Genomic DNA, 17,417 nt, shown 5'->3' with positions numbered 1-17,417 from the left:
TATGAAAGGCGCGGAATTCGCCGAGCTGCTGGCTTTTATGGCCGTCGCGGAAGAAAGAAGCTTCCGTCGCGCCGCCCGGCGGCTGGGCCTGTCGCCCTCCGCCCTCAGCCACACCATCCGCTCGCTTGAGGAGCGCCTGGGCGCCAGGTTGCTTAACCGCACTACCCGCAGCGTGGCGCCAACCCAAGCCGGCAGCGACCTGGCCAATCGCCTGCGCCCCGCGGTCGCCGATATGGAGGGGGCCGTCAGGGACGTCGGCGCCTGCCAGCTGCAGCCGCGCGGCGTGGTGCGCGTGAACCTGCCGCGTATTGCCGCCCGCCTGGTGGTGACGCCTGTCCTGGCGGCGTTCCAGGCGCTTTATCCTGACGTATGGCTTGACCTGGTGATTGATGACAGCCTTACCGATGTCGTGGCCAGGGGGTTTGACGCGGGGATCCGTTCGGGGGAGCTGGTGCAGCAGGATATGGTGGCGGTCAGACTGACGCCGGACCTGAAGATGGCGGTCGTCGGGTCACCCGCCTATTTCGCTGGCCGAACGGCGCCCCTGGCGCCACGGGAGCTGCGCGATCACCGGTGCGTCACCTACCGCTGGCACGAGACCGGCGCGCTGTACCGCTGGAGCTTCCAGGGTCCGGACGGCTCCCTGGCCGTCGACGTCGACAGCGCCATTACCGCCAACGACACGGATCTGCTCCTTGCGGCGGCGCTGCAAGGCGCCGGCCTCGCGTTCCTGCCCGAAAGCTTTGTTGCGCCCTATATTGACCGCGGGGAGCTGATCCATGTATTGGAAGAATGGTGCAAACCCTTTCCGGGCTTTTATCTCTATTATCCCAACAAGCCCCATATGCCGGCGGCGCTCAGGGCGTTCGTCGACTTTATCAAGCTGCCGATCCCCTCGCTTGGCGCGCGGGTTTAGCGCGCCAGGGCGTCCTGCCCGGCTATGTCGTTAAAGATCCGCCATGCCGCCTGGGCGCGCTCAGCATTCGGATAGTTGCGGTTGGCCAGCATCACGATGCCCATTTTTTTCTCGGGGATAAAGGCCACATAGGCGCCAAAGCCGTTGGTGGCGCCGGTTTTATTCAGGAAAACGGCCTGATTGGGCGGCGTGGGAGGGGTATGGATTGTTACCGGCTGGATAGCATACGTCATATCATCCGCATTCCCGTCGATAACCGTCTGCAGCGCCACCGGCCAGGGGTATTGCTCCCAAATCATATCCTGGGTGTATTTCGTGGTTGAGAAATAGCCGCGATGGGTTGCGGTCACGGCTTGCTGCACAGGCGATCCCTCGCCATTGCCCAGCATATTGGCGTCGACAAAGCGGATCATATCGGCGGCGGTGGATTTTACGCCATAGGCCTCTTCGCCCAGCAGGCCGGGAGTGACGCGTACCGGCTTATTCTGCTTATCATACCCCCAGGCATAGTTTTTCATCTCCTGTTCCGGCACGGTAATCCAGGTATGGCGCATGTCCAGCCCCGGCAGGATGACGTCCCGCAGCAGATTAACATAGGTTCCTCCCATCGCCCGGGCGGAAATAAGTCCCAGGACGCCGATACTGATATTGGAATAAGAGCGCCCCTGCCCGGCGCCCTGCGCGGAACGCCAGGCGCGCAGGTAGTCCATCAGCTGCGCCTCGCTGGTTACGGCATCGGGAACCTGCAGCGGCAGCCCGCCGCTGGTATGGGTGGCCAAATTGATAAGCGTCAGGTTGCCGAAAGGGGTATCCCGCAAGACGGGCAGGTATTGCCCGACCTTGTCGGATAAGGCCAATTTATTGTGCTGTGCGGCATAGGCGGCCAGCGCCACGTTAAACGTTTTACTCACCGACCCGAGCTCAAACAGGGTATCGGACGTCACTTTTTTTGCCGGTGCCCGTTGCGCCAGCCCGTAGTTATAGAAATAGTGCCTGCCGTCCACCGTAAGGGCCACGGCCATGCCGGGAATCTGGTGCTTTTTCATCATCGGCAGGATGGCGCGATCGACGTCGGCGCGATAGGCATCCGGCGCTGCGTCGGCAGCCTGGGCGCTTAGGGTGATGGCAAGCAGGGACAGGGCGATAAAGGGAAATGGCTTTGTTTTATACATAAAACGCTCATTACGATGGATGATAGGCACTGGTGCAGTCATTAACCTGTATGACTGTTAAAACAGCGTGGGTGCATGCGATGTTGTCTTCGCCAACGGATAACATGATCATCTCCACTGATTCAATATCTGATAAACCGGCCATGATTAGGTCGTATTTGCCCGCCGCGAATCCGCTGCTTAATGTCAAAAATACCCCCGCCGGGTACCGCCGCTCAGCGGCAAAATACGATGCCTACCCTTTATTGCCCGGTAATGCCGATGCCTTAGAAGATAACCCGCGCGCTATGCATCGGCCTGATTGTCGGACGCAGAGCGTTCAAGATCGTGCGCAAACCGGCACGCCAGCCGCACCAGTTCGTCAAATTCCGCCGGGTCCCAATGCGAAAAAATCGCCCGTCCCCTCCGCTCCCGCGCGGCATCCACGGCATCGGTCATTAATTGTCCCTTCGGCGTTACCTCCGCTTCCCGCAGGCGGCGATCGATCATCCCGGGCCGACGCGTCACCAAACCCAGGCTCTCAAGCTTGGCAACCTGGCGGCTGACCGTGGTGTGGTCGCGCCCGACGCGATCGGCAAGGCCCACCACGCCGATGGGTCCGAGACGCTCTATCAATACGAGCAGTGGAAACAAGGCCCGATCGAGCGCAATGCCGGCCTCCCGTACCATGGCTTCATCGTTCTGCGGACGGTTCATCACGCTCACGATCCCCAGCAGCGCCCCGTGCAACGCCCGGAGCTGTTCAGAAATTTGTTTATCCCGCACTCTTTTTCCCGTTGATATAGCCCGATGCCTATTCTGTGCATATTACACAGACAGGATCGGATCGCGATAGCGAATTCAGCGGCTGAGCCATTCCCTTGCCGGAAATTAATCAATCAATCAACCACCACGATTGAGTATACTGACGTCCTACACCATCGCATCAGGAAGGCCGCCATGATTTTTGAACCTGACGAAGCGGATCGCCGCCTGCGCAATGAAACCGAACACATCCGTGCCGGGCTTGCACGCCGGATCACGGCCTTTGTCGGGGACGGCGAGGAACGCGCCACGACTCTGCCCGGCCTGAGCTTTGCACAGGTCAGGGAGCCGAGACCGCCGACGTCCTATCTCTATGAGCCGAGCCTTTCCATGATTATTCGCGGCAGGAAGCGCGTTCAGCTCGGCAATACCACCTACCTCTATGACGAGTCCCGCTTCCTGCTGACCGCGGTCAATCTTCCTACCGTGACCGAGGTGCTGGAGGCCAGCCCCGCGGTCCCCTATGTCTCGTTGCTGATGAGGCTGGATCTTCAGGCGGCGCGGCAAATCATCGCCGACGTGGATACGCACGCATCGAACGCGCCTGTGGCGGGAACGGCCATGGCAACCGGTCCCGCCACCCCTGAGCTTTTCAATGCCGTGACGCGTCTGGTCGATCTGCTCGACAAGCCTCGGGATCTTCCCCATCTGGGTGCGCTTATCCAGCGGGAGATCATCTATCGCATCCTCACCAGTTCGGCGGGGACGCGTTTTCGGGAAACCGTCTTACTCGGTACGCAAAGTCAACGAACCGCCAAGGCGATCGCCTGGCTGCGGGAAAACTATACGCAACCACTGCGCGTCGAGAACCTGGCGGAACTGGCCGCCATGGGCGTCTCCACGCTGCACCATCACTTCCGGGCCATGACCGCGATGAGTCCCTTGCAATATCAAAAGCATCTGCGGCTGCATGAAGCCCGGCGCATTCTCCTGGGAGAAAATATCGATGCCGGCACCGCGGCGATCCGGGTCGGCTACGAAAGCGTCACGCAGTTCAACCGCGAGTACCGGCGCATGTTCGGCGCGCCGCCCATTCGCGACGTCACGTCATTACGGACGGCCAGGGCGAGATGAACCGCGCAGGGCCCGCCCTCCCGTTACTGGCGGGCCAATAGGTAATTTAAAGGCGATAACCGGGGCCTGGGCGCGGGCTGTTTTTTAATGTGAGGACCGGCTGTAAACCATCATCCGTGCGCACGGGTAAACGCCGGTACGCCGAAGGCGTGATATGGAAATTTTTTTTAAACGCCCGGGTCAGGGCCGAATGATCGTCGAATTGGTATTTATGGGCGATGTCCTTGATGGTGATTGCCGACTGGCGCAACTCCTCGGCCGCACGGGTCAACCTTCTTTTGCGGGTGTAGGCGGCAAGGGAATACCCGGTGAGCTTTTTGAACAATCGCTGTAAATACCATTTGCTGTAGCCGGACTTGGCGGAGAGTATCCCCACATTCAGCGGCGCCTCAAGATTGCTTTCAATCCATATCAACAAATCATCCAAAATATTCTCATGGTACATAATGACTCCCAGGTTAAGATCGTTCTTTTCCACCCGGTTCCCTTTACAGGCACGGTAAGGCGGCAAGGTATGTTATGGCTTACCGGCTTACCACCCACTTACTGTCGCGCACCAGAACTCGAAGCGGCGAACGGATGGCACTGAAATACTTGCGGCCATTTCCCCTTTGATTTGCGCCGCGACCGCCTCTGGTGGATGAGCTGAGGCAACGCTTATGCTGCCTGGCCTCAAGTGGCGCGTCGCAATGAATCAGGCGGCAGGCCGCCGAAGCGTAACCGGCCCTTTGGCACCTTTGGCGACGACGAGATGCGGCTGGCCCTGTCATGCTGGATCCATTGCCGCCCCCGTTGTGCCAATCAGCGGACAATGCTACCGGCTAAGCGGCACGTTAAACATGATCCCGTTACCGCGGATAATCCCGGGCAACAACGCGCGATACGTTGGGAGGCCGTGTTACGTTGCCGTAAAGGATCGCAATTCTGTCGGCGTTGACATCAAGCTACAAACAAGAGGTTGGAACAATGTTGCTGTATCAATTTCGCATGGGCACAAACCCGCGGCGCGTCATCATCTATCTCGCGGAGAAAGGGATCGACATCCCACGCTACGAACTCGATTACGCGAACGGCGAGCATCGCTCCGTTCGCTACCTGGGCATCAATCCGTCGGGCAGGGCCCCGACCCTGGTAACCGATACCGGCCTTGCGATCACTGATTCGGCGGCGATCGTCGAATACCTGGAGGAACGCTTTCCGGACAGGCCGATGATAGGTTCCGACCCCCTCTCACGGGCACGCGTGCGCTCGCTTGAAAGGCTGGGCAGCGATCTGGTCGCCCGGGGCCAGTTGTGGCTCTGGAACCAGACCAACGCCTTCCCGGCAAAGGAGCCGGCCCCGTCGCAGGAGACGGCCGATCGCATCTCCCGCTACTTATCGGAACTTCTCGATATCCTGGAGAAAGAAATTGGCGGGAAGGCATTCCTCGCCGGCGATGAACCGACGATTGCCGACTTCACCGTCTTCCCGATTTTTCAAACGGCGCGCGAGAGGTTCAGCCTTCCCTTCGGCGAAGATCATCCGCGGTTGGATGCCTGGTACAGGCGCTTTCGGTTACGCCCGAGCGCAGACTATTAGAGCGGTTGGCGCAAACCATTATCCCCCATGGGCAGGGTAAAGGATCCATGGGGATACTGGTTGCACATGAACTCCACGAAGGCCCGGACTTTGGCGCTCTGCAAACGGCGCGACGTGTGCAGAACCCATAGCTCGACTTCGTCGCCGGCAATCCCCCACATCACCAGTTCGCCCTTTTCCAGCAGGCTCCCGATAATGGACTGCGGCAGCATCGCCGCCCCGGCGCCGGCGGCAATGGCATCCCGCACCATCAGGAGCGAAGACAAACGCAGAACAGGTTGTGGTTCGACGGTGAACTGACCGTTGCGGACCGACCAAATATCGCCGTCGCGATAGGAAGGCATGACGACCGCCGGAACCTGGAAAGGCTTGTCGCGTCGCCCCGTCGGCATCTGAACGGATGGCGCGGCGGCAAGGACCAGCCTGTCCCTGGCAAAGCACCTGCCGACCAATGTGCTGTCCTTGCCCGGATTGATGCGGATGGCGACATCGAAATGTTCTTCCACGAGATTGACGAGACGATCCTCCGCCACGGCGTCGAGCTGGACGTCGGGATAGAGCACCAGGAACTCAGCGGCAAGCCGCCCCAGCGCCAACTGCGAAAACAGGAGCGGTGCCGCGAGGCGCAGACGGCCCCGCGGCGTCCCGAGGCCGTCCCGTGCCGCCGCCACCGCTTCAACAACCTCGCGCATCGGCCCCTCCGTTCTGCTCAGCAACAGGTGGCCGGCTTCGGTCAACTCCAGGCGCTGCGTACCCCGCTCGATAAGCCTAATGCCCAGCGCTTCTTCGAGATCGGCGACACGGCGCGACAGGGTTGCCTTAGACCGGCCGCTGGCGCGGCTGGCTTTGCCGAAGCCGCCGTGAGCCGCCACCAGCTGAAAATCCTCTAGGGCGTTTAAATTCATGATGTCTCATTTTCAATACAAGTTGTCTATATTTTAGAGTCTTTGTTTTGAATATGAAACCCTTTATTGTTGGGTCATACGCAACCCACACCCTAAAGGAGTTTCTTATGAACCACATTCGTGCACTGGTGCTCAACGAGTACGGCGGCCCCGCCGCCGTCGGGATTTCGTCAGTGGCGGCGCCGACGGCAGGCGCAGGCCAGGTGCTGGTCCGCGTCCAGGCCGCCGGCGTCAATGGCCTGGACTGGAAGGTCCGGGAAGGCTATGTCCGGGACGCTTTCCCGCTGCAGTTGCCGACCGTCCTGGGCATCGAACTCGCCGGCGTCGTCGAAGCGGCAGGCCCGGGCGTCACCCGGTTGCGCAAAGGCGATCGCGTCATGGGACCGCTCGGCGGGCTGGGCGCCTACGCCGACCTGGTGGCGGTGAGCGAAGCCAATCTCAGCCCGGTGCCGGACTCGCTGAGCTTCGTCGAAGCGGCGTCGCTTCCCGTCGCGTCGGTGGCGGCGTGGCAAAGCCTGAACTTCGCCGGCCCCATCGGTTCCGGGCAGCGCATCCTGATCCAGGGCGCGGCCGGGGGTCTGGGCGGCTTCGCGGTGCAATACGCACATCAAGCCGGCGCCGTGGTGTACGCCACCGCCTTGGGCAGCCACGCCGACTATGTCCGCGGCCTGGGCGCGAACCAGGTTATTGCCTACGATAAAGAGCAGTTCGAAGCCACGGCAAGCGATATCGACCTGGTGCTCGACTACATCGGAGGCGAGGTGCTGAACCGCTCGTGGTCCGTCCTCGCCGAAGATGGCGTCATCGTCAGCACCGCATCGCCGGCCATACTGGCGAGCACCCCGGCAGGGCGCCGCGGCCTTTGGTTCATGAACACGCCGGATGCCGCACGGCTGCAAGCGATCGCCGAAGATGTGGCGCGTGGACGCTTGCAGTCCAGGATTGGCGCCGTCGTGTCCTTCGGCGAACTGCCCGCGGCTATCGAGCGTAATCGGACGCAGCCACAGGTGGGCAAGACCGTGGTGGATTTCTCCCTGTGAATCCACTGCGCCACATTGAAATAAACCAACCAACCTAAACCATGGAGACATCATCATGACCATTCTCGTTACCGGCGCTACCGGCACTGTCGGCCGCCAAGTCGTCGAACAGCTCGTGAAGCGCGGCGCCGATGTCCGCGCGTTCGTGCGCGATCCCGCAAAAGCCAACTTCCCGGCCGGCGTCGGCATCGTCCAGGGCGACCTGCTCGACGTCGACGCGCTGCGCGCCGCGTTATCAGGCGTCTCGACGCTATTCCTGCTCAACGCCGTCGTTGCCGACGAATTCACGCAGGCGCTGATCGCGCTCAACCTCGCCCGCGACGCAGGCATCGAGCGGATCGTCTACCTTTCGGTGATCCACAGCGACCGCTACGCGAACGTGCCGCACTTTGCGGGCAAGTTCGCCGTCGAGCGGATGATCGAGCAGCTTGGCCTGACCGCGACCATCCTGCGCCCCGCCTACTTCATCAACAACGACGTCACCATCAAGGACGTGGTGACTAGCCACGGTATCTACCCGATGCCGATCGGCAGCAAGGGGCTCGCCATGATCGACGCGCGCGACGTCGGCGAGATCGCGGCCATCGAACTCTTGCGCCGCGAGAAGTCCGCCGCGGCGCTCCCGCTTGAGCGGATCAACCTGGTCGGCCCCGAGACGCTGACCGGCCCTGACGTCGCCGCCATCTGGACCGACGTCCTCGGGCGTCCGATCGCCTTCCCCGGCAACGACACCGCGGGGTTTGAGCACAGCCTGCGGCAATTCATGCCGGGCTGGATGGCCTACGACATGCGCCTGATGGGAGAGCGTTTCCTCACCGAAGGCATGCTCCCGGATGCCGGCGACGTCGAACGCCTCACCACGCTGTTGGGACGCCCGCTGCGCTCTTATCGCGCCTTTGCATCCGAGATCGCCGCCGCAGTTTGACAGCGCGCAATCCACCTGGCGCTTGGACGGGAAACGCATCGCCAGGTTGTGCAGCTTGCGCCGCACGCCTGGCAATGCGCCCGCATGAGGAAACCCAATGAATCCGGAACCGGGTTTCTCGTTCCCACCTCTTGGTTTAAAAAATAGAAAAATAGCTCACTAAAAGTGAGCCTTTTTAAGAAATAATAAACCAAAAACAGATAATTAAGGGGAACGCCCTGCGCTGATAGCGCGCTTGGCATCAAGCAGCTTTTCACAGGTTAAAGCAAGGAGTTAGTTGGCGATAGTTCCCGAGTCATCCCGGATGAGTCCCGCCGCGCCGCCGCGCCAGACAGAAACATGTCCACGGCGGCGTGGGTTATCTCAGTGACTCTGGCAGGGCTCAACGGCTCCGCATAGCGCTGAAATGTCCGCGCGGTGATCTCGGCGGTGACCAGCCCTAAAAACTGTGCCGCCAGCAGACGGGGGTCACCGGCGCGTAATTCTCCCCGCGCCGTCGCGTCGGTCATTATAACGGCCAATTTTTCCAGGCTCTCCCGCGGACCTGATTCATAAAACAGTGTCCCGATATCCGAATGCCCTGCCGCGCCGACCACCATGCGATATACCGACATCGCCTTATTATCACTGGTCAATACCGACAGCATCCGTTCGCCAAACCCCAGCAACTTTTGCGCCAGGGTCTGCGCCTGCTGCGCGAAAGTGGTTAACTCTTCGGCCGCTTCGGTCAAGTGCTGGGTGGCGTAGGCACGAACCACGGCGCTAAACAGCCCCTCTTTAGACGAAAAATAACTGTATAGGGTGGCCTTGGAGCCGCCTAGCCGCTTGGCCAGTTCATTCATCGATGCGCGTTCATAGCCCATCTCCTGAAACAGCCCGGCGGCAGTCTCTAAAATCGCGTCGCGGCGGGCCTGGGTACGCACTTTCATGGGGGCTCCTGCAATATAAATAAACTCAAGTGTACATTTTCTTGACAGAGAAATTATATTAATGCAAAACTGAACTGTACAGTATTGTTTTTGAGTAACAATTCTGTTCTGCAGCAATTAAGCCTGGCGCAGCAGTCTGTTACCTCCATAGCGTTTACCGGTCGCCCCAAACGGAATACCGCAGGTTGCGAGTATCAGCGTTTTTTTTATCACAATAGGGTTTTCACATGCACACGACTTTCAAGACCTTTCGACCCGCGGCTCTGATACTGGGTATCGCCTTGGCCGGATGCGCCGGCACGCCGCCCGCCCATTATAGCGGCATTGATTCATCGTCCCAGCTGCGGCCCAATACCGACGATCAGGCGTATCGCATCCCCTATCGCTATTCTGAGCCGGTTGACTGGAAGAAGTACACCAGCATTATTATCGACCCCGTGGTGATCTATCAGGGCGCCGACCAGCAGTTTGGCGATATGGCGCAGGATGACCGCAAGGCGCTGGCCACCTATATGCATAACCAATTCAGTGAAAAATTGCGTCCCCGCTTTCGCGAGGCCGCCACTCCGTCCCCAGACACACTGAGAGTCAAACTGACCCTGACCGGTGCGGAGACCACCATGCCGGTTATCGGCACGTTCACCAAATTCGATTTAGCGGGCGGCCCCTATAACATCGTGCAGTCCATTCGCGGCAAGGAGGGCCTGCTTAACGGCTCCGTAAGCTACGCCGTGGAAATCCGCGATGGCGCCACCAACCGCCTGCTGAACGCATATATCGCCAAGCAATATCCGAACGCCCTTAACGTGGGTGCCAGCATCGGCGCGCTGAGCGCCGCCGAGGTCGGGATTGACAAGGGCGCCGATGAACTGGCCGAGATGCTGAAATAGGCCAGGCCACACATGGCATCGGGCTTGCCCTGCGCGGCTGGCCCGCTGGCGGTGCTATCGCCGGATCGCCGGCCACCTCCGGTTACCTGAGGATGGCGGGTTCTTTCTTATCTAAAGTCGGTAAGCTTATGAAGACGTTTTCACACCTGATCGTGTGTCCCTACTGTGACAGCGTTTACCGGCGCCGGCGGCTGGCGGCCGGCGAGCAGGCGCGCTGCACCCGGTGCGCGGCCGTTCTGTACCGGAATCAACCGGTCAACGTTGATCGCTGGCTGGCCCTGACGTTTACCGCCGGCATCGCCGGGGTTATCGCCAACCTCTACCCTGTGCTGACCGTCAGTTTCCATGGGGTACAGAACGCGGCGACCCTGTGGCAGGCGGCCATGGCGCTGTCCCATGGCCCCACCTTACCCCTGGCGCTCGGGATCCTGATCGTGCTGATAGTGGCGCCGCTACTGCAGATTATCGCGTTCGGGTGGATCCTGTTGTTTATCCGCCGCGGGCAGCGCGCCCCCGGTTTCATTATCTGCATGAAGCTGCTGCTGCGGCTGCGGCCCTGGAGCATGGTCGAGGTCGGTATGCTGGGGCTGGTGATCGCCGGCATTAAGCTGGCCGGTTTCCTGGAGGTCGCACCGGGGCCGGGTTGCTGGGCCCTGGCGGTATTGATGCTGCTGCTGATTGGCATCAGCCAGCAGAATATCAACCTGCTGTGGACCTGCCCGGGCCGCGATCGCTCCCTTCAGGCGCAGGGCCATGACTAACCCCGTGCGCGCCGGGCAAATCAAGGTGGTGGGCTGCCCCCTGTGCGGGCTGGTATGCCAGCCGGCCATCACGGCGGGCCACGTGGCCCGCTGTCCGCGCTGCCACACCCGCCTGCATGCCCGGCATCCCGCCGGCATTTCACGCGCCTGGGCGCTGCTTATCGCCGCGCTGCTGTGCTATGTGCCCGCCAGCCTGCTACCGGTGATGTACAGCAGCCTGTTCGGTAATGGCAGCGAAAACACGATCATGGCCGGGGTGATCGCCTTCTGGCACGCGGGTTCCTATGGGATTGCGCTGTTGATTTTTATTGCCAGCGTAGTGATCCCCTGCGGCAAATTCCTGGCCCTCGGCCTGCTGCTGATCACCGCCCAGCGCCGCAGCGCCTGGGCCATGGCCGAGCGGACCACGCTCTACCGGCTGACGGAGCTTATCGGCTATTGGTCAATGCTGGATGTCATGGTGGTGGCCACGGTGTCGGCGCTGGTTAAATTTCAGTTGCTCAGTGATGTGGAGCCGCGCGTCGGCATCCTGTTTTTCGGCCTGGTGGTAATGTTCACGATATTGTCCGCCAGGCAATACGATCCACGCCTTATCTGGGATGGTGAAAAGAAATGACCCCCTTGCAACATCCGCCCGCCGTCCCCGGCGAACCGGCGCTCGGCCACCGGCGCCGCATGCCGTCGCCGATTTGGCTGATTCCCCTGATCGCCCTGCTCACCGGCGGCGCCATGCTGATAGAGACCGGCTTGTCTTCTGGCCCGGAGATCGCCATCGCTTTTCAGAGCGCGGCCGGACTTGAGGCGGGCAAAACGGCGGTTAAATATAAAGACGTCACGGTAGGCATCGTTAAATCGATTACCCTCAGCGAGGACAGCAGCCGCGTTCAGGTGACCGTGCTGCTCAACAAGAGCGCGGCCAATCTGGCGCGGGCCGATACCCGTTTTTGGGTCGTGCGCCCGCGCATCGGCATTGGGGGGGTGACCGGGATTGATACGCTGCTCTCCGGCGCGTTTATTGGCGTCGATAAAGGTGAATCCACTGAATGGAGCAGTACCTTTACCGGGCTGGAAGTTCCCCCTGCAATCATCAATGGGATGCCGGGCAGCCGTTTTGTGGTGCTCACCGACGACCTGGGCTCGCTGGATATCGGTTCACCCGTATACTACCGGCGCATTCAGGTCGGTCGGCTGGCCTCATACCAGTTAAATCATGACGGTCAAAGCGTCGGCCTGCAGGTATTTATCGATGCGCCGTACGATCGTTTCGTCAAACCGGACACTCGCTTCTGGAACGTCAGCGGCCTGGACCTGTCGGTCGGTGCCGATGGGTTTCGCATGCGCACGCAGTCGATCGTGGCGATGATGGCAGGCGGTATTGCTTTTGCCACTCCGACGCCAGATGCGACTAAACCGTCTCCGGCGCGGGTCAGGGAGTATTGGTTGTCCAGGGATCAGGACACTGCCATGGCTCCGCCGGATGGACCCGCGATTACGTTTAAACTGCGCTTTGAACGCTCACTACATGGGTTAACCGTCGGCGCACCGGTGGAGTTTTCCAGCGTCAAGGTGGGCCGGGTGGTTTCCGTTGAGCTGGATTATAACCAAACCGGCTATCGGTTTCCGTCCCTGGTAAGGATCGAGGTGTATCCCAGCCGGCTGGGGAACGTGCTGAACAAGCTGCCCAAAACCAACAAAGAATTTACCCAAGCCACGGCGGAGTTTGCCCGAGGACTGGTGGCGCAAGGGTTGCGGGCGCAGGCGGTCAGCAGCAGTCTACTGAGCGGACAGCTCTATATTTCGCTGGATTTTGTGCCGAACGCAGCAAAAGTCCCCTTTGATCTGTACGCCCGTCCACTCGTGTTGCCCACCTACAACGGCGGGTTCAACCAGTTGCAAGAGCAGGTCGCCAGTATAGTGAATAAAATCGATCACATGCCGCTGGAATCGATTGGTTATAACCTGAATGCCACGCTGGACAGCGCCAACCAAACGCTGCGCCAGGTCAATGGGCAGACCCTGCCCGATGTCCAACGATTGCTCAGGCAACTGCAGCAAACCGCGGGCACCGCGCAGGATCTGCTGTCTGAAGACTCCCCGCTGGTGATTACCCTGGGCCAGAGTCTGCAGGAACTGCTGCGTACCCTACGCGCGCTTCACTCGTTTACCGACCAGATCGATCGCCATCCGGAGTCCTTGTTGCAAGGCCGTCCTGCGGATCCGCGCCGCCCGAAAACCGGCAGCAAACACGCTTCAACCCAGGATGCATCGCGATGATCGCTACCGCAAAAGTTAGCTTGGTGATACTGATGGTGTCACTGACCGCCTGTTCCTCACCCGCGGTGCGTTACCACACCCTGGCGGCGCCAGCGTCGGAGGCGTTGTCCTATGGGCTGCCGGCGCCGTTTTTAATTAATGTACTGCCGGTCGGCGTTCCGCCACAGCTCGATCAGTCACAACTGGTGGTCCGCCAGGGCGCCAGTGACGCCATGGTGCTGGATAACGACCGCTGGTTAAGCTCGTTTGGTGATGAAATCCGTAGCGCGCTCTCCGCCGATCTCAGCACCCGCCTGGCCACCCGGGATGTGTCCGGGCTGGCCAACCGCACCGACGCCCTGCCGATACTTACCATCCACCTCCAAGTGCGCCGGTTCGACGTGTGGCCCGGACAGTTTGTTAAATTTGCCGCCGATTGGCGCCTGAGCCGGCTCAGCGGCGATCGGCGCATCGGGCTTACCTGCCACAGCCAATTCACTGAGCTTGCACTGGGCGAAGATGCGACTATGCTAGCGTCGCAACGCCAGGTGATAACGCGGCTGGCGGCGCAGATTGCCACCCAGGCCAGGAACTGGGTTCGTGACAATCGCGACGTTTGCGCCGCGCCATAACCCACGCCTGCGGGCCGCCGCGCAATGCGGCGCCCTGGGGTTATCTGATGATTAAACTGCATAGAGGCAGGAACCCACACTATGAAAAAAATACTATTGCCAGTTTACATCGCGCTGGCTTTTTTACTCAACGGCTGCCTGATGGTGGGCGGACACGACCGGCACCCGGACCGGCGCTATGACGATCGCTACAACCACCACCAAGGCCGGTTAAGCGACCGGGATCGTGAGCATATCCAGGGGCGTGATCGCGATCGCGACAATAGCCCGCGTTATAGATAAAACTTATCCGGCTACCATGGTCAACATTACATCCATATACACTGGTAATGACCAGATTATCTTGGTCAGCGTAGCGATGCGGGCGCCCTGACCGGGGTGATACCTGCACGACCAGCGGTTGGGAATCAGGGCGATCGGTGAAGGGAAGCCGGTGCCGCGGAGGCCCCGCCCAATCGATTGACCATTGCAACTCAATGACGGGGCTAACCTTATGGAAATGTACGTTTTTTATACCAACGACACAGCATTAAACGTTTACGAAAGTAAGCTGCTACACCACGCCGAGATAGCAAAAATCACCGCCGACGGGTTTTATAAACTGGACCAGGAAGTTGAAGCATCAACACAAATTGAGGCGATAAAAAAGTTGGCCGCGCGACGCAGGGAAGACGCGGAATCCCTGGGCGCATTCACCAAAAATATGTTATTTTCCTCGGTGATCGGATCATTAATCTGATAAAGCAATTGTCACGTTAGCCCCCTCCCGCCTATCCTTTGGTGCGTGCTGTGCCAGTGACATGCGGCTATTATTATAGTAGCCGCATTGCGGTTTTCCTCCCGCGGCTAACCCGACAATCAAAGTGTTCCGCCACGCCGCCGGACTGCGTTGCCGGCAGGCGTTGGTTACAGATGCGTGCCCAAGGAAATACAGCCGGATAACATCAACACTAATGGCGTACAGCTTAGCCAAATGATTCTTTTCATATTCACCCCCCGAGATCGCGATGCTCAATAAACTCGCGCCCGTCCATAGATTAAAATAACGAAACACAGCCGGTTAGGACGAATATCGACAGCATGCATAAAGGTAAAATCAGTCGGTTCATAAAGACTCCAAATGGGTAAACAACTGGGATTATTTAAGGTACGGCTGTAGGTCACGGCTTTTACTGCAAGGCGTTGAGCGGAAACCCTACTAAACCGTACCGTACTGTTTAGTTTTGCATGATCTTTATTTGCCTGTCAATAGAACGATGCGCTATTTTTAATCCACCGCTGCCTGTTTGCTCGTAAGCGTAAGCGATGAGATGATCTTCCCCCTTCTTCACGACAGCATCCATTTCCGCCATGATGGATAAACTTTAATCAGAAGAAAAAGTAAGAGGGATACCCTGTTTGAAATGAAAATTACCGGCATCGATCTGGCTAAAACGACCTTTTATCTCTTCAGTACCCATGCTTATGGAAAACCGGCTGGCAAGATAAAACTTCCGCGTAGCCGTTTACGCTCAGCAACCGCCTATGACTGTTGCTATGGAAGCTTGTGGAGCATCACATCACTGGGCAAGAGAGATACAAAAGCTCGGCCATAAAGCGATCTTGATTCCGGCCCAATATGGCAGGGCTTATCAGCGGCGCCAGAAAAATGTGTCTTGCCGTGTCGCAAAAATCCTAAAATCAGCGACCCAAATGTGGCTTCAACGCACGCCCACCCCATTCAAAAACAGGCTCACCAGATGCGCGATCCGTGCTTGCGGAGAGCTGTCTTTCTCGACAGCGAGTGAGATTGCCGTTGCGATGCACACCAAGTCGTCGAAAGTGACATCAGGCCGAATAGCTCCGCCTCTCTGCGCCAGGTCCAAAAGACGGACCCCTTCCCCACTGGTTGCCAGGCATCCCGGCGTTCCAACCTGGAGAACCGTTCCGAGCAAGGCCGCGAGGCCGCGATAGACCGTAGTGTATTGAACCAGCTCTTCGAGATAGGCCCGCAAGCCGCCCAGTGGGGCAAGCTCTGCGTTTCTGGCACGGCTGGTTTCTGCTAATGCCAGGAAACGAGCGCTGTAGGCCGCCGCCAATAGATCTTCGCGTGTCGGAAAGCGCCGATATAGCGTGCCGATTCCTACGCCCGCTCGTTTCGCAACGTCCTCTAATGAGGCGCTCGCGCCTTTCTCAAGAAACACTTCCTCGGCGGCGGCAAGAATACGCTCCCTGTTTCGCTGCGCATCGGCTCTCAATGTGGGTTCATCGGTCAAAGGAATAGTCTCGCTGCTACTTGTTAAGTGGAGGATACCTCCATATAATAAATGGAGCAATCCTCCACTTGATACGAAAGCGAGCTCACGACATGACGAAACGATTTGAAAATAAGGTTGTGGTGGTTACGGGCGGCACGGACGGCATCGGTTTGACCACGGCGGCGTCCTTCGCGGAACAGGGCGCTCATGTGTACATCACTGGCCGCCGCCAAGAGCGCCTAAATGAGGTTCTGAAGGAAATCGGGCACGGTGCCATTGGGGTGCAAGGCGATGTCAGCAATCTTGCCGACCTTGATCGTCTGTACGCACAGATCCAGCGAGAGAAAGGTCGCGTGGATGTGGTCTTCGCCAATGCTGGCGTATCGGAATCCGCACCCATCGGTGGCATTGAGGAAGACCATTTCGATCGCGTGTTCGGCATCAATGTGAAGGGCACGGTCTTCACGGTGCAAAAAGCCCTGCCGCTGATGTCTGCTGGCGGCGCGGTTGTGCTGGCTGGATCAGGAGCAGGCAGCAAGGGCTTTGCAAATCTATCTGTCTACAGCGCGACGAAGGCGGCGATCCGCTCGCTCGCCCGCACCTGGACGACCGACCTGAAAAATCAGGGCATTCGGGTGAATGTCGTTTCGCCGGGCATGGTACTGACCCCGGCAATGCAGACCTATCTGCAAAACAACGCCGGCGCTGAAGAATGGATGCAGCAAACCATCCCGTTCGGCAGGCTCGCCACGACTGAAGAAATCGCCAAAGCCGTGCTATTTCTGGCGTCGGACGAAAGCAGCTTCATCGGTGGTGAGGAACTGTTCGTTGATGGTGGCTTCGTGGCCGTCTGATATGCGGTGCGACCCTTCAGTTTTGCGGCCTGTGGTAAGGCCGTCTAGCCGACTGGCGACGACAGGTTAATTCGCTCTTCGGGGCGACAATAAGGCCACTGGGTCTACCGCGCATTTTCGCCAGTCCGAGGGGGGTGAAAAGAAAGATTCCCTTTTTATCTTTGTCATTTGTCGCCTAAGTCCAACGTTTTGCGACAACACCTCGCCGTCGGTTTTTCCTGGCGCTCAGACGTTGCAAAAGTCAGTCGCAAATTCCCTATAATATGCGGCAATATTTGCAACACAATGGGGGCGCCATGAGAGACAAACACAGCCCCTGTACGCTCGACCTGGAAAGCGGCCACCTGCGGATCGGTTACGCCAGGGTATTGACCGATGATCGGGGCTTGAGGGATCAGCGCGACGAATTGCATACGGCAGGCAGAAATGCAAACCTGAGCTTAGAAG

The 17,417-nt window shown here is 59.1% G+C and carries 20 protein-coding genes; 13 read left to right on the top strand and 7 right to left on the bottom strand.

Features of this window, described 5'->3' with window-relative positions; genetic code table 11:
* Position 1 precedes the first annotated feature (1 nt).
* Entirely contained in the window at positions 2–916 is a 915-nt protein-coding gene (locus ABUK12_RS23245; RefSeq protein WP_410014042.1) for a LysR family transcriptional regulator, read from the top strand.
* On the opposite strand, the gene ampC is transcribed toward ABUK12_RS23245, so the two are convergent.
* Both ampC and ABUK12_RS23235 read right to left on the bottom strand, forming a co-directional pair.
* A complete protein-coding gene (gene ampC, locus ABUK12_RS23240; RefSeq protein WP_410014041.1) occupies positions 913–2,088 on the bottom strand; it encodes a class C beta-lactamase in 1,176 nt (391 codons plus the stop codon). The two genes, ABUK12_RS23245 and ampC, sit on opposite strands and share 4 nt — an antisense overlap.
* 285 nt (positions 2,089–2,373) lie before the next feature.
* Positions 2,374–2,871, bottom strand: a complete 498-nt coding sequence (locus ABUK12_RS23235) for a MarR family winged helix-turn-helix transcriptional regulator (RefSeq protein ID WP_410016751.1) — start codon at positions 2,869–2,871, stop codon at positions 2,374–2,376.
* Positions 2,872–3,027: 156 nt separating this feature from the next.
* On the opposite strand from ABUK12_RS23235, the gene ABUK12_RS23230 reads away from it, so the two are divergent.
* Entirely contained in the window at positions 3,028–3,966 is a 939-nt protein-coding gene (locus ABUK12_RS23230) for an AraC family transcriptional regulator N-terminal domain-containing protein (RefSeq protein ID WP_410014040.1), read from the top strand.
* A gap of 46 nt (positions 3,967–4,012) precedes the next feature.
* Here ABUK12_RS23230 and ABUK12_RS23225 read toward each other — a convergent pair whose 3' ends face one another.
* Positions 4,013–4,444: a helix-turn-helix domain-containing protein gene (locus ABUK12_RS23225; protein ID WP_410014039.1), complete on the bottom strand. Its 432-nt coding sequence runs from the start codon at positions 4,442–4,444 to the stop codon at positions 4,013–4,015.
* Between the two features lie 488 nt (positions 4,445–4,932).
* Between ABUK12_RS23225 and ABUK12_RS23220 the strand changes: the two genes are divergently transcribed.
* Positions 4,933–5,544 carry a glutathione S-transferase family protein gene (locus ABUK12_RS23220; RefSeq protein ID WP_410014038.1) on the top strand — a complete coding sequence of 204 codons (612 nt, stop codon included), beginning with the start codon at positions 4,933–4,935 and terminating at the stop codon, positions 5,542–5,544.
* On the opposite strand, the gene ABUK12_RS23215 is transcribed toward ABUK12_RS23220, so the two are convergent.
* Positions 5,541–6,449, bottom strand: coding sequence for a LysR family transcriptional regulator (locus ABUK12_RS23215; RefSeq protein ID WP_410014037.1), 909 nt, complete (start codon positions 6,447–6,449; stop codon positions 5,541–5,543). The two genes, ABUK12_RS23220 and ABUK12_RS23215, sit on opposite strands and share 4 nt — an antisense overlap.
* A gap of 107 nt (positions 6,450–6,556) precedes the next feature.
* On the opposite strand from ABUK12_RS23215, the gene ABUK12_RS23210 reads away from it, so the two are divergent.
* The gene (locus ABUK12_RS23210; protein ID WP_410014036.1) at positions 6,557–7,489 is read left to right on the top strand and encodes an NADP-dependent oxidoreductase; all 933 of its coding nucleotides are present in this window, start codon (positions 6,557–6,559) and stop codon (positions 7,487–7,489) included.
* Between the two features lie 55 nt (positions 7,490–7,544).
* Positions 7,545–8,414, top strand: a complete 870-nt coding sequence (locus tag ABUK12_RS23205; RefSeq protein ID WP_410014035.1) for an SDR family oxidoreductase — start codon at positions 7,545–7,547, stop codon at positions 8,412–8,414.
* 260 nt (positions 8,415–8,674) lie between these two features.
* On the opposite strand, the gene ABUK12_RS23200 is transcribed toward ABUK12_RS23205, so the two are convergent.
* The gene (locus ABUK12_RS23200; protein WP_410014034.1) at positions 8,675–9,343 is read right to left on the bottom strand and encodes a TetR/AcrR family transcriptional regulator; all 669 of its coding nucleotides are present in this window, start codon (positions 9,341–9,343) and stop codon (positions 8,675–8,677) included.
* A 227-nt stretch (positions 9,344–9,570) separates the two neighbouring features.
* On the opposite strand from ABUK12_RS23200, the gene ABUK12_RS23195 reads away from it, so the two are divergent.
* From ABUK12_RS23195 to ABUK12_RS23165, 7 genes are all read left to right on the top strand, one after another.
* Complete coding sequence (locus ABUK12_RS23195) at positions 9,571–10,233, top strand: DUF3313 family protein (RefSeq protein WP_410014033.1); 663 nt, start codon at positions 9,571–9,573, stop codon at positions 10,231–10,233.
* A 128-nt stretch (positions 10,234–10,361) separates the two neighbouring features.
* Positions 10,362–10,994 (top strand): paraquat-inducible protein A, encoded by a 633-nt coding sequence (locus tag ABUK12_RS23190; RefSeq protein WP_410014032.1) that lies wholly within the window; start codon positions 10,362–10,364, stop codon positions 10,992–10,994.
* Positions 10,987–11,610, top strand: a complete 624-nt coding sequence (locus ABUK12_RS23185) for a paraquat-inducible protein A (protein ID WP_410014031.1) — start codon at positions 10,987–10,989, stop codon at positions 11,608–11,610. The genes ABUK12_RS23190 and ABUK12_RS23185 overlap by 8 nt, the downstream gene beginning before the upstream one ends.
* Positions 11,607–13,268, top strand: coding sequence for an intermembrane transport protein PqiB (locus ABUK12_RS23180; protein WP_410014030.1), 1,662 nt, complete (start codon positions 11,607–11,609; stop codon positions 13,266–13,268). The genes ABUK12_RS23185 and ABUK12_RS23180 overlap by 4 nt, the downstream gene beginning before the upstream one ends.
* Positions 13,269–13,300: 32 nt before the next feature.
* Positions 13,301–13,879, top strand: a complete 579-nt coding sequence (locus ABUK12_RS23175; RefSeq protein WP_410014029.1) for a membrane integrity-associated transporter subunit PqiC — start codon at positions 13,301–13,303, stop codon at positions 13,877–13,879.
* Between the two features lie 81 nt (positions 13,880–13,960).
* Positions 13,961–14,161, top strand: a complete 201-nt coding sequence (locus tag ABUK12_RS23170) for a hypothetical protein (RefSeq protein ID WP_410014028.1) — start codon at positions 13,961–13,963, stop codon at positions 14,159–14,161.
* 211 nt (positions 14,162–14,372) lie between these two features.
* Positions 14,373–14,618, top strand: a complete 246-nt coding sequence (locus tag ABUK12_RS23165) for a hypothetical protein (RefSeq protein ID WP_410014027.1) — start codon at positions 14,373–14,375, stop codon at positions 14,616–14,618.
* 478 nt (positions 14,619–15,096) lie between these two features.
* Here the strand turns inward: ABUK12_RS23165 and ABUK12_RS23160 are convergent, their stop codons facing one another.
* Positions 15,097–15,231: a hypothetical protein gene (locus tag ABUK12_RS23160; protein ID WP_410014026.1), complete on the bottom strand. Its 135-nt coding sequence runs from the start codon at positions 15,229–15,231 to the stop codon at positions 15,097–15,099.
* 348 nt (positions 15,232–15,579) lie between these two features.
* Positions 15,580–16,134, bottom strand: a complete 555-nt coding sequence (locus ABUK12_RS23155; RefSeq protein ID WP_410014025.1) for a TetR/AcrR family transcriptional regulator — start codon at positions 16,132–16,134, stop codon at positions 15,580–15,582.
* Positions 16,135–16,226: 92 nt separating this feature from the next.
* Between ABUK12_RS23155 and ABUK12_RS23150 the strand changes: the two genes are divergently transcribed.
* Entirely contained in the window at positions 16,227–16,970 is a 744-nt protein-coding gene (locus ABUK12_RS23150; protein ID WP_410014024.1) for an SDR family NAD(P)-dependent oxidoreductase, read from the top strand.
* Positions 16,971–17,417: the final 447 nt, after the last annotated feature.

Source organism: Sodalis sp. C49 (genome assembly GCF_046352915.1).
Taxonomy (GTDB): Bacteria; Pseudomonadota; Gammaproteobacteria; order Enterobacterales; family Enterobacteriaceae; genus Acerihabitans.
This window is presented reverse-complemented; position numbering and strand designations above follow the sequence as displayed.